The 10,965-nt window shown below is 69.5% G+C and carries 11 protein-coding genes and 1 pseudogene; 4 read left to right on the top strand and 8 right to left on the bottom strand.

What is annotated here, in order from left to right; all coding sequences use genetic code 11:
- The 4 genes from AWZ10_RS21210 to AWZ10_RS21195 form a co-directional block, all read right to left on the bottom strand.
- Nucleotides 1-559 (bottom strand): TerD family protein (locus AWZ10_RS21210; protein ID WP_167365975.1); only part of this gene is annotated, 559 nt, incomplete at its 3' end.
- 47 nt (nucleotides 560-606) lie between these two features.
- The gene (locus tag AWZ10_RS21205) at nucleotides 607-1,185 is read right to left on the bottom strand and encodes a TerD family protein (protein ID WP_037693164.1); all 579 of its coding nucleotides are present in this window, start codon (nucleotides 1,183-1,185) and stop codon (nucleotides 607-609) included.
- 169 nt (nucleotides 1,186-1,354) lie between these two features.
- A complete protein-coding gene (gene uvrB, locus AWZ10_RS21200) occupies nucleotides 1,355-3,484 on the bottom strand; it encodes an excinuclease ABC subunit UvrB (RefSeq protein WP_046709238.1) in 2,130 nt (709 codons plus the stop codon).
- A gap of 40 nt (nucleotides 3,485-3,524) precedes the next feature.
- Nucleotides 3,525-4,394 carry an MHYT domain-containing protein gene (locus AWZ10_RS21195; RefSeq protein WP_037693168.1) on the bottom strand — a complete coding sequence of 290 codons (870 nt, stop codon included), beginning with the start codon at nucleotides 4,392-4,394 and terminating at the stop codon, nucleotides 3,525-3,527.
- Nucleotides 4,395-4,674: 280 nt separating this feature from the next.
- Here AWZ10_RS21195 and AWZ10_RS21190 point away from each other — a divergent pair, with 280 nt between their 5' ends.
- Both AWZ10_RS21190 and AWZ10_RS21185 read left to right on the top strand, forming a co-directional pair.
- Complete coding sequence (locus AWZ10_RS21190; RefSeq protein ID WP_046709239.1) at nucleotides 4,675-5,550, top strand: glycerophosphodiester phosphodiesterase; 876 nt, start codon at nucleotides 4,675-4,677, stop codon at nucleotides 5,548-5,550.
- A gap of 83 nt (nucleotides 5,551-5,633) precedes the next feature.
- Nucleotides 5,634-6,188 carry a methylated-DNA--[protein]-cysteine S-methyltransferase gene (locus tag AWZ10_RS21185; RefSeq protein ID WP_060891819.1) on the top strand — a complete coding sequence of 185 codons (555 nt, stop codon included), beginning with the start codon at nucleotides 5,634-5,636 and terminating at the stop codon, nucleotides 6,186-6,188.
- A 133-nt stretch (nucleotides 6,189-6,321) separates the two neighbouring features.
- Here AWZ10_RS21185 and AWZ10_RS21180 read toward each other — a convergent pair whose 3' ends face one another.
- On the bottom strand, nucleotides 6,322-6,750 hold the full coding sequence (locus AWZ10_RS21180) for a VOC family protein (RefSeq protein WP_060891818.1): 429 nt from the start codon (nucleotides 6,748-6,750) through the stop codon (nucleotides 6,322-6,324).
- A gap of 37 nt (nucleotides 6,751-6,787) precedes the next feature.
- Nucleotides 6,788-7,585, bottom strand: a complete 798-nt coding sequence (locus AWZ10_RS21175; protein ID WP_060891817.1) for a methyltransferase domain-containing protein — start codon at nucleotides 7,583-7,585, stop codon at nucleotides 6,788-6,790.
- Nucleotides 7,586-7,867: 282 nt separating this feature from the next.
- Here AWZ10_RS21175 and AWZ10_RS21170 point away from each other — a divergent pair, with 282 nt between their 5' ends.
- Complete coding sequence (locus AWZ10_RS21170) at nucleotides 7,868-8,995, top strand: magnesium and cobalt transport protein CorA (RefSeq protein ID WP_046709242.1); 1,128 nt, start codon at nucleotides 7,868-7,870, stop codon at nucleotides 8,993-8,995.
- A 67-nt stretch (nucleotides 8,996-9,062) separates the two neighbouring features.
- Here the strand turns inward: AWZ10_RS21170 and AWZ10_RS21165 are convergent, their stop codons facing one another.
- Nucleotides 9,063-9,491 carry a CBS domain-containing protein gene (locus AWZ10_RS21165; RefSeq protein ID WP_037693179.1) on the bottom strand — a complete coding sequence of 143 codons (429 nt, stop codon included), beginning with the start codon at nucleotides 9,489-9,491 and terminating at the stop codon, nucleotides 9,063-9,065.
- A gap of 391 nt (nucleotides 9,492-9,882) precedes the next feature.
- Complete coding sequence (locus AWZ10_RS21160; RefSeq protein WP_208618536.1) at nucleotides 9,883-10,524, bottom strand: nucleoside/nucleotide kinase family protein; 642 nt, start codon at nucleotides 10,522-10,524, stop codon at nucleotides 9,883-9,885.
- Between the two features lie 92 nt (nucleotides 10,525-10,616).
- On the opposite strand from AWZ10_RS21160, the pseudogene AWZ10_RS21155 reads away from it, so the two are divergent.
- A pseudogene (locus AWZ10_RS21155) lies at nucleotides 10,617-10,965 on the top strand (DUF2293 domain-containing protein); the annotation flags it as partial.

Genomic DNA, 10,965 nt, shown 5'->3' with positions numbered 1-10,965 from the left:
AGCGGGCGAGGCCTTGGGCCACGGCCTCATGGATGCTGCCGGCGAGCTGCTGCGCCTGGGGCAGGCCCTGGTCGGTGAGCAGCTCGACGAGGCCGCCCGCGTACCCCTGGCCGACCGCGCGGACCTTCCAGGCGCCCTGCCTGCGGTACAGCTCCAGGGCGATGACGGCCGACTCCGCCTCGAGGTCCGTGATGGTGTAGCTGGCGACCTCGGAGCCGTCGAGGCCGGTGACCGCGACGAAGGGGGCGGCTACGGCGCCGAACCGCGCCGGGCCGCCGCTGCCCGACGGCAGGGCGAGCAGCACGGTCACCCGGTGCACGGACGGCATCAGGGCGTCGAGGTCCACGGCGAGGCGGTGGTCGGCCGCCGCCTGTTTGGGAACCTCGACGCCCGGCAGGGTGGGCGCGCCCGGATGGGCGACCCACTCCACGCCGTGCACGCGGCCGTGCTCGTCACCGAGGGTGGCCCCGGCCACGATCGGCGTGCCGGCCGAGACGCGGATCTCCAGTCGGACCTCGGGCAGCGGATGGTTCTGCCCCCGGACCAGCTCGGCCGTCATCGACTTCGTCCCCCTGTGTCGCTTGCTGCGTGCTGCGTCGTGCTTGCCTACAGGACCGGCAGGATCGCCGGCATCAGGTCCTGGAAGGTGCGCCCGTTGGCGGGCGTACCGATGGCGGTCATCTGCCAGCCCGCGCCCGCGCGGTGGACCTTGGCCATGATCTGGGCCGTGTACTGGCCGCCGCCCGCGAGGGTGTAGCGCGCGAGTTCCTGGCCGTTGGTCTCGTCGACCAGACGGCAGAACGCGTTCTGCACTTCCTGGAAGGTCTGGCCCGTGAAGGAGTTCACGGTGAAGACGATCTGGTCGATGTGGACCGGGATCCGGGCCAGGTCGACGAGGATCGCCTCGTCGTCGCCACCCTGGCCCACGCCGCCGACCAGGTTGTCGCCGGTGTGGCGGACGGAGCCGTCGTCGCTCACCAGGTGACGGAAGAAGACGACGTCGACCGGCTGCTTGTCCGCGAACAGCACGGCGGAGGCGTCGAGGTCGATCTCACGGGTGCGGGATCCGAACAGGCCGCGCCTGGGGGCAGCCTGCCAGCCGAGACCCATGCGTACCGCGGTCAGGCTGCCTCCGTCGTTCTTCTGCAGACTGATGGCCTGACCCTTGGTCATGTTGACGGTCACGCGCTGATTCCCCTCTCGAACTGACCCCTGTTTCCGTGGAATCCACGGATGTGCAGCACCTTACGCAGCAGCACTGACATTGCCGCAGCCTGTGTCGCACTTTGTGTCGGTCTTGCAACACAGCGCGCCCGCGCGAGGGGCGCGCCCCTCCCCGGCGCCCGCCGGACCGTCAGGCCAGGCCCGCCTCCCTCATCTGCCGCAGTTCCTTCTTCATCTCGGAGACCTCGTCCCGCAGCCGGGCGGCGATCTCGAACTGCAGGTCACCGGCGGCCGCGCGCATGCGCTCCGTCATCTCCTCGATCTGCTGGGCGAGGTCGGCCGCGGGGCGGTCGGTCGGGGCGGCCCCCTTGGCCCTGCCCTTGGCGGACTTGGCCGCCTTGCCGCCGAGGGAGGGGACGGGGGCCTTGGCGCCCTTGCCTTCCTTCCCCTGGCGGTAACCCGTGCCGAGCAGCTGCTCGGTGTCGACGTCCTCGCGGGCGATCCGCGCGACGATGTCGTTGATCTTCTTGCGCAGCGGCTGGGGGTCGATGCCGTTCGCCGTGTTGTACGCGACCTGCTTCTCCCGGCGCCGGTTGGTCTCGTCGATGGCCTTCTCCATCGCCGGGGTGATCCTGTCGGCGTACATGTGGACCTGACCCGACACATTGCGCGCCGCGCGGCCGATGGTCTGGATCAGCGAGGTCCCGGAGCGCAGGAAGCCCTCCTTGTCGGCGTCGAGGATCGCCACCAGGGAGACCTCGGGGAGGTCGAGGCCCTCCCGGAGGAGGTTGATGCCGACCAGGACGTCGTACTCACCGGCCCGTAGCTCGCGCAGCAGTTCGACGCGGCGCAGGGTGTCGACGTCGCTGTGGAGGTAGCGGACCTGGATGCCGAGTTCCAGGAAGTAGTCGGTGAGGTCCTCGGCCATCTTCTTGGTGAGCGTGGTGACGAGGACCCGCTCGTCCTTCTCGGTGCGCTCCCGGATCTCGTGCACCAGGTCGTCGATCTGTCCCTCGGTCGGCTTGACGACGACCTCGGGGTCGATGAGGCCGGTGGGGCGGATGATCTGCTCGACGTGGCCGTCGGAGCGGGACAGCTCGTACTGACCGGGGGTCGCCGAGAGGTAGACCGTCTGACCGACGCGCTTTTGGAACTCCTCCCACTTCAGGGGGCGGTTGTCGAGGGCGGAGGGCAGCCGGAAGCCGTGGTCGACGAGGGTGCGCTTGCGGGAGGCGTCGCCCTCGTACATCGCGCCGATCTGGGGCACGGTGACGTGCGACTCGTCGATGACGAGGAGGAAGTCGTCCGGGAAGTAGTCCAGCAGGGTGTTCGGCGGGGAGCCGGGCTCGCGGCCGTCGAAGTGCATCGAGTAGTTCTCCACGCCGGAGCAGGAGCCGATCTGGCGGAGCATCTCCAGGTCGTACGTCGTGCGCATGCGCAGCCGCTGGGCCTCCAGGAGCTTGCCCTGCTTCTCCAGCTCCGACAGGCGCTCCCCCAGCTCCTTCTCGATGTCGTTGGCGGCGCGCTCCAGGCGCTCGGGGCCGGCGACGTAGTGGGAGGCGGGGAAGACGTACAACTGCTGGTCGTCGCTGATGATCTCGCCGGTGAGGGGGTGGAGGGTGGAGAGGGCCTCGATCTCGTCGCCGAACATCTCGATGCGGACGGCGAGCTCCTCGTAGACCGGGAAGATCTCGATGGTGTCGCCGCGGACGCGGAAGGTTCCGCGGCTGAACGCCAGATCGTTGCGCGTGTACTGGATGTCCACGAAGCGGCGCAGCAGCTCGTCCCGGTCGAACTCCTCCCCGACCCGGAGGGGGACCATCCGGTCCACGTACTCCTGTGGCGTACCGAGGCCGTAGATGCAGGAGACCGAGGCGACCACGACCACGTCGCGGCGGGTGAGCAGCGAGTTGGTCGCGGAGTGGCGCAGACGCTCGACCTCCTCGTTGATCGAGGAGTCCTTCTCGATGTAGGTGTCCGACTGCGGGACGTAGGCCTCTGGCTGGTAGTAGTCGTAGTACGAGACGAAGTATTCGACCGCGTTGTTCGGCAACAGCTCGCGGAACTCATTGGCCAGCTGGGCGGCCAGCGTCTTGTTCGGCGCCATCACCAGGGTGGGGCGCTGGAGCTTCTCGATCATCCACGCGGTGGTGGCGGACTTGCCGGTGCCGGTCGCACCGAGCAGGACGACGTCCTTCTCACCTGCTCCGATGCGCTGGGCGAGCTCGGCGATGGCCGTGGGCTGGTCACCGCTCGGCTGGAAGGGGCTGACGACCTCGAGGGGCGCCACCGTGCGTTCGATCTTGGAAACGGGCCGCATGGAATCCACCGTACGACCCCGCACTGACAACGGGCTCCGATCAGCGGTTCTGCGGGGTGCGATAACTCCGCTCGCGAAGCTCCTGGCCGGTGCGGGACTCCGGGTGCCGGCAGGTGTGCGCGGTGGCCTGCGCGGGGATGCCGGGCCGCCGTTCGACCGGGTTCCCATGGAACCTTCCCATGATCATGAACGGGTCGAACATCACGACGACGCCCGCGAGGAGCAGGAAGACCAGGGGGCCGATGATCAGCGGGGCGAGCAGACCGGCGGAGGAGGAGCCGTCGGCCGGGGCGGGGGCGGCGGCGCTGTGCAGATGCACACTGAGGGCGGCCATGCCCGTGTAGTGCATGCCGCTGACGGCGATCCCCATGACGAGGCTGGCGCCGACACTCCACAGGAAGCCGCGGACCTGTCCGGCGGCCCACAGGGCGGCGATCGCGGCCACCACGGCGATGACGACCGACGCGGCCACGGTGAGGGTGTTGTATTCGAGCGTGCCGTTGAGGCGCAGCCCGGCCATGCCCAGGTAGTGCATGGAGGCTATGCCCAGGCCGGTGATGGTGCCGCCGGTGAAGAGCGCGGCCCCGGTCGCCCCCTTGGACGCGACCATGAAGATTCCGATGCCGACCATGACGATCGCGACGGCGAGACTCGCGAAGGTGGTCAGGGGGTCGTACTGGACCGGGGTGTGCAGGACCTTGAACCCCATCATCGCCACGAAGTGCATCGTCCAGATGCCTGAGCCGATGGCCGCCGAGCCCAGCGCGAGCCAGCCGATCCGCCAGCGGCCGTCGACGAGCATCGATCTGGTGGTGCAGCGCAGGCCGAGCGCACCGCCGAGACAAGCCATGAGATAGGCCACCACCGGTGTGACGAGTCCGTAGCTGAAGCCGTCGACCGTGCCCTGCATTCGCGGCTGCCTTTCCCGCCCTGTCGCGTCCCTGGATTCCCTGCGATGCCCCCAGCCCCGGGACCGCCACAACGGTCAGGGTTGTCGCAGAGAGTATGACCCCCACCGGAATGGTCGAACGATTTTCCGGCAAAGAAACACGCCCTTGCCTCACTTGTGCGGTGCCCGTGAGCGGACTTGGGCAACTGCATTCATTTCATGGCCATCCTGCACCCCTCTGCCGTTGACCCTCTGCTGTCACTCTTGAGCTGACCGTGATCGACCGACGCGAGGAGTACGCATGCACGTGCGCGCAGTTGCCGCCGCGACCACAGCGCTCTTGGGGGCCACCGTGCTCCTGCTCCCCACTTCCGCCGCTCATGCGGCAGCCGCCGCCGACGCCGACAATCCGCTGGTCGTCGCGCACCGCGGAGCTTCCGCCTACGCGCCCGAGAACACCTTGGCCGCCGTCGACAAGGCCGACGAGATGGGCTTCGAATGGGTTGAGAACGACGTCCAGCGCACCAGGGACGGCAGGCTCGTCGTCCTCCATGACGCGACGCTGACGCGGACGACCAACGTCGAGGAGCTCTATCCGGAGCGCGCGCCCTGGAACGTGGCGGACTTCACCGCTGCGGAGATCGCGCGCCTGGACGCGGGCAGCTGGTTCGGCGACGACTACGCGGGCGCGCGCGTGCCGACGTTGGAGCAGTACATGAGGCGTGTGTCACGCAATCATCAGAAGCTCGTCCTGGAGATCAAGAACCCCCAGCTCTATCCGGGCATCGAGCAGGAGACCCTCAAGGTGCTCGGCAACGAGGGCTGGCTGGGCCCTGCACGCATCGAGGACCTGGTGATCCAGAGCTTCGGCGCCGACACCGTCCGACGGGTCCACGAGCTGCGCCCAGCGGTGAAGACCGCCGTCCTCGGCACCCCGGACATCGCCGATCTGCCCGAGTACGCGACGTTCAGCGATCAGATCAACTCCTCGTACACGACCATCTCCGCGTCCTACGTCGCCACGATCCACGCGTTGGAGGGTCCGCACGGGAAGCCGTTGGAGATGCTCACCTGGACCGTGAACGACGCGGCCAACGCGCGCCGGGTGGCGGACTACGGCGTGAACGGCATCATCACCAACAAGCCGGACGTGGTCAGAGAGGCCACGCAGGGCTGAGGGCGGTCCGAGGCAGGTGGCGTGCGTCGCGGGGCGGAGCGCACGTCACCGTCGTTGTCAGTGGCGGCCCGTACCGTGGTCCCATGAACAGCCATGCACAGGACGAGCCGCAGGTCGTGTGGGCCGTCGTCGGCACGGACATCGGTCCGCTGCTGCTGGCCGCGACGGACGACGGCCTGGTGAACGTCGTGTTCCACGTCACGGACGCGGTGCGCGACCGGACACTCGACCGGCTCGCCTCCCGCCTCGGCACCACCCCCGTGGAGGCCCCCGGCGCGCCTCAGCTGGCCGAGGCGATACGTCAGGTCGAGGCGTACTTCGCGGGCGAGCGGCACGACTTCGAGCTGCCGCTGGACTGGTCACTGATCTCCGGGTTCAACCGTCAGGTACTGCGCGAGCTGGCGTCCGGCGTCCCCTACGGCTCCGTCGTGGGCTACGGCGACCTGGCGCGACGCGTGGGGCAGCCGGGCGCGGCCCAGGCGGTGGGGGTCGCGATGGGGTCGAATCCACTGCCCGTGGTGGTGCCGTGCCACCGGGTGGTCGAGAGCGACGGCGGCATCGGGGGGTTCGGCGGCGGGCTGGAGACCAAGCGGAAGCTGCTGGCACTGGAGGGGGTGCTTCCGGAGCCCCTGTTCTGAGGCGGCCCTGGGTGGACCTTGCGTGCCCGTGTATGGCCCCTTCGCCTGGGAGGCACCGAAGGCGAGCGGGTGGCGCGAATCGGTCATCGGTCGTCGTTCCGGCACGCGGAGGTCGGCCGAAAACCGCCCCCGCCTAGTCGTAGTGCCGGGCCTCGAACACGTTGCCGTCCGGGTCCCGGAAGTAGAAGCTGCGCCGGGCCGTTCCACGTGCGCCGAAGGACTCGTACGAGAAGTCCGAGACGGGGACCGACCGTTCCTCCAGACGGATGCGCAGTTCGTCGAAGGCGTCAGCGGGCAGGGCGAGGCAGACGTGGTTGACCGGATGGCCCGCACTGTCGGCGGCGCCGGGCACCATTCTCATGGTCCCGGCCACGGCGAGCGGCATGAGGTCGAGGAGGGTCTCGTCGTTGAGGCGCACGGAGGGGAACGGGGCTCGTCCCGCCGCGTACTCGGCGACCCTCACGGACTCCAGACCGACGGCCTTCTCGTAGAAATCGGCTGCGGCGATCGGCTCCTGCACCCAGAGGACGACGTGGTCGAGACGTGTCGTGTTGTCCTTCATGCACCTCAGGCTGGTGTCCTGCGCAACAACGCGCAAGCTACCCCTTCCGTCCCCACGCCGAGATCAGTGGCGGGGCGGCGATGTCCATCGCGCCGGAGGTCACGTTGGCCAGATGCCGGTCGATCTCCTCTTTCGTGGCGAGGTTCGCCGTGACGAGCGCTTCGCGGAGCCGGTCGATGGTCGCCGACTCCAGAGCGCCACAGGCCGGTGCGGCGACGGGGAAGTACGCGTCGGCCTCCACACCGCGCAGTCCCGCCGCGTGCAGCAGGCGCGGGAGTCGACGGCCGTGCGCGGGGTCGGTACCGCGTTCGGCGAGCAGCGCGCGGACGGCCTCGCGGAGCCGGTTGGCCAACTGGTGCTCGGGGCCGGACCCCTCGAGACAGGCCAGCGGCTGGAGAGCGAGGTCGGCGTCCTCGATCAGGAGCCGTCCGCCGGGGCGCAGAGCCTTGGTCATCGACAGCAGCGCCCGCTCGGGGTCCGGCGCATGGGCCAGGGCCAGCCGGGCGTGGACGAGGTCGAAGCCGTCCCCCGGCGGCTGGTCGACGCCCACGTGGTGGACGAGAGCCTCGACCGGGGGGCGGGTGACCGAGGGGACGGCCCATGAGATGTCGGTGTCGGTCGCCATGACCTTGCCGGTCGGTCCTACCTTCTTGGCCAGCCAGGAGACCACGGACGTGCCGCCCGGGCCGACCTCCCAGCAGCGCCAGCCGGAACCCAGGCCGAAGCCCTCCATGTGCCGGAACGTCGTGGGGTCGAAGAGCGTGGCGAAGGCGTCGGGGCCCTGGCCCGTCTCGGCCTGCCGGTGGTCGAGGAGATACCCGTCGGTTCGCATCATGCCGCGATCATCCCATTTGACCGACTTGTCACTAATGGCGACGCTCCAGCAGTCCGCGAGGTCGCTCCGACGGCGACCCGACCGGAACGGCCGATCCGGACGGCCGGATCGAGAAGGCCGAATCAGAACGGCTGGATCGGAACGGCTGGATCGACCGGGACGTCTACAAGTGAAGCGGAACGTTCCGTTCCCACAGCCTTACCCGGCATTCGTTCGACCCTGTCAAACTGGCGCGACAAGGCACGAAGTGCGGTGCGAGGAGATCCACGCAAGGAGACCCAGATGTCCATGGCAGGGAATCTGCGGAAGGTCGCCGGCCTCGACAAGGTGGGCGGGCTCCGCAAGATGGCACGGCTGGCCCGACGGCGCCCCCGCGTCGACCTCAGCCATCCGGCCCGCTCCCCGCTGGGCACCTCGGTGGTGAACTGCGTGACGTACCACAAGGGCATCCGCTCCCCCGGTGGGCGCGATGTCGTCGAAGCCGTCAAGCAGGTCCGCAGGCACGACAACGGCTTCGTCTGGCTGGGGCTGCACGAGCCTACGCAGCGGGAGTTCGCCGGCATCGCCGAGCTCTTCGACCTGCACCCGCTGGCCGTCGAGGACGCGGTCGAGGCCCATCAGCGCCCGAAGCTGGAGCGCTACGGCGACACCCTGTTCGCGGTGTTCAAGACGGTCTGCTACGTCGAGCACACCGAACTGACCGCGACCAGCGAGGTGGTGCACACCGGCGAGATCATGGTCTTCGTCGGCGCCGACTTCGTGATCACCGTTCGGCACGGGCGGCACGGCTCACTCGGTCCGTTGCGCGAGGAACTGGAGGCGAACCCGGAACAGTTGTCCAAGGGACCGGCCGCGGTGCTGCACGCGCTCGCGGACCACGTGGTCGACGACTATCTGAGCGTCACGGACTCGGTCCAGACGGACATCGACCAGGTCGAGACCGATGTGTTCGCCGCCAACGGCGCGCGCGTCGATCCGGGGCGCATCTACCAGCTCAAGCGCGAACTGCTCGAACTGAAGCGGGCAGTGGCCCCGCTCGCCCGCCCGCTCCTGGAACTGACCTCACGACCGATCCGAGTGGTCGACCCGGAGATACAGGCCTACTTCCGGGACGTCTCCGACCACCTGCTGAGGGCCACCGAGCAGATCGCTGCCTTCGACGAACTGCTGAACTCGATCCTGCAGGCGCACCTGGCGCAGGTCAGCGTCGCGCAGAACGAGGACATGCGCAGGATCACGGCGTGGGCGGCGCTGATCGCCGTGCCGACCATGGTGTGCGGGGTCTACGGCATGAACTTCGAGCACATGCCCGAGCTGCACTGGAAGTTCGGTTACCCGCTGGTCCTGGGAGTCATAGCCACCGGCTGCGTCACCCTGTATCGGGGCTTCAAGCGCAACGGGTGGCTGTGACTCCCGAGCGGGGGAGGGGTGAAGCGGGGAGAGGGCTGAGCGGGGAACGGGAAGGTGGTCGGTCGGGTCAGCCCGTCGCGCTCTTCGCGTAGACGCTCTCGGCCCAGGCGGCGATCTGGTCGTCCGACAGATGATGGGCCAGGTCGGCCTCGCTGATCATGCCGACGAGACGCTTGTTCTCGATCACCGGGAGCCGGCGGATCTGGTGCCCCTTCATTTCGTCCAGCACCTCGCCGATATCGGCGTTCGCGTCGATCCAGCGCGGTGTGCCCTTGGCCATCTCGCCCGCCGTGATCGTCGACGGGTCGTGCCCCAGAGCGACACAGCCGACGACGATGTCGCGGTCGGTGAGGATGCCGCAGAGCCGTTCGTTCTGGTCGCTGATGGGGAGTGCTCCGACGTTCAGCTGGCGCATCAGCTGCGCGGCGCGGTCCAGGGTCTCGTGGGCGGGAATCCACTGGGCTCCGCGGTGCATGATGTCTCCGGCGGTGGTCATGTGGTACCTCCCGGTGCCGGACGGCCGGCGCGGCGCAGGACGCACCGCTAGTCCCGGCGCCCTACATTCTTGCCGCGACCGGGGTGAAGCGCACTCGGAAGGACACACCCCGCCCCACGTCGGGCACGGGTGTGACCGAGGCGGCGAGTGGACGCCCCGCTACGGGGCGACCCGGATGATCACGCGGACCTCGTTGCCCTTCTCCGGGGAGGCCGCTGCCGAGAGCTTGCGCGCAGGCTCGCAGGAGGCGTTTGTGCTCGTCGGAAGTACCTCGACGAGGGGTATGAGTTGGTCGGCTGACGAGGACGGCGTCGGCGTCACGCTTGATCCGGACCACGGACTGCTGGGAAGCGCCACCGGGGCCGAGCATGGCGACGCCCTTCCCTGCCCGTCAGCCGTTCCAGGCCGGGTGTCGTGGGTCGTCGGCACGCACCAGGACATCGGCGGTGGCAGCCGGGTCGGTCTCGGTCTCGTAGCGCTCGAAGGCGGGGAGGGTCCAGTGCTCGCCCTCGGGAGTACGGCGACGCAGGGCGCCCTGGGAGAGGAGGACCTGGACGGTCAGGTCGAAGGGGAACCAGTGCTTCAGGAGGAGGGGGCCGTGCGTCAACAGGATCGCGCCGGGCGGGAGTCGGACGTAGGGGCTGCGGGTCGCGCGGTCGGTGGTGGGGTCCCAGAGGTCGGGCAGGACCAGGCCCGTGCCGCCGGGGTCGAGCGGGCCGAAAACCTCGCGCCACAGGGCGGCGGTGTCGAACCAGCCGTCGTAGTACGCCTCCACGTCCTCGTGACCGTACTCGAACCGGAGCGACGCGGGCCGCAGGAACCCCTCGGTGCCCACGACGAGCGAGGGCCGGCCACGTATGCGCAGTGCCTCCGACACCCGGGCGGCGAGGTCTCCGGGGCGGGCGGCCGGGGCGCCGTCGAAGGCGATGCGCGGCCAGGGCGAGCCGTCGTCCGGCTTCAGGTCGAGGAGGCGGTCGGCGAGGAGGTCGCCGAGCCGTTCCCAGGTGATCGCTTCGAATCGCACACGGCCCATGATGCCGCGCGCGGCAGACCGCGTCCGAGCCGGTGGGCAGGCCGGCCCGGCAACCGCGTGACCATGCGGTCACCAGGGGGAATGAACCGCGTATGGCAGCGCTCGCTACTCCCCCGCCCCGTACCGGACTTGTCGTCGTGCAGGCACTCAGGAAGAAGCACTGCGCCGAGTGCCGGAGCGGTCCGGTGGCGCTGCTGGTGCTGGAGGAGGGAGCGCCGCGCTGCCTGGACTGCGCGGACCTCGGGCATCTGGTGTTCCTGCCCCGGGGCGACACCGCGCTCACGCGGCGGGCCCGGGAGGCGAGTTCGCTGTCGGCCGTGGTCGTACGGTTCAACCGGCGCCGGAGCCGGTACGAGCGGCAGGGCGTCCTGGTCGAGGAGGCGGCGCTCGCCCGCGCCGAGGAGCGGTGCCTGGCGGACGCGGAGGCGCGACGCCGCCGGC

It is taken from the genome of Streptomyces europaeiscabiei, from assembly GCF_001550375.1.
Lineage (GTDB): Bacteria > Actinomycetota > Actinomycetes > Streptomycetales > Streptomycetaceae > Streptomyces > Streptomyces europaeiscabiei.
The sequence above is the reverse complement of the archived record's forward strand: the minus strand, read 5'-3'. Positions and strand labels throughout refer to the sequence as shown.

Coding starts and splice junctions, on each gene's coding strand:
- AWZ10_RS21165 (WP_037693179.1), bottom strand. CDS start 9,491: ATGACCACCGCCGGAGACATCATGCACCGCGGAGCCCAGTGGATTCCC.
- AWZ10_RS21195 (WP_037693168.1), bottom strand. CDS start 4,394: ATGCAGGGCACGGTCGACGGCTTCAGCTACGGACTCGTCACACCGGTG.
- AWZ10_RS21170 (WP_046709242.1), top strand. CDS start 7,868: ATGTCCATGGCAGGGAATCTGCGGAAGGTCGCCGGCCTCGACAAGGTG.
- uvrB (WP_046709238.1), bottom strand. CDS start 3,484: ATGCGGCCCGTTTCCAAGATCGAACGCACGGTGGCGCCCCTCGAGGTC.
- AWZ10_RS21185 (WP_060891819.1), top strand. CDS start 5,634: ATGAACAGCCATGCACAGGACGAGCCGCAGGTCGTGTGGGCCGTCGTC.
- AWZ10_RS21175 (WP_060891817.1), bottom strand. CDS start 7,585: ATGATGCGAACCGACGGGTATCTCCTCGACCACCGGCAGGCCGAGACG.
- AWZ10_RS21190 (WP_046709239.1), top strand. CDS start 4,675: ATGCACGTGCGCGCAGTTGCCGCCGCGACCACAGCGCTCTTGGGGGCC.
- AWZ10_RS21180 (WP_060891818.1), bottom strand. CDS start 6,750: ATGAAGGACAACACGACACGTCTCGACCACGTCGTCCTCTGGGTGCAG.
- AWZ10_RS21160 (WP_208618536.1), bottom strand. CDS start 10,524: ATGGGCCGTGTGCGATTCGAAGCGATCACCTGGGAACGGCTCGGCGAC.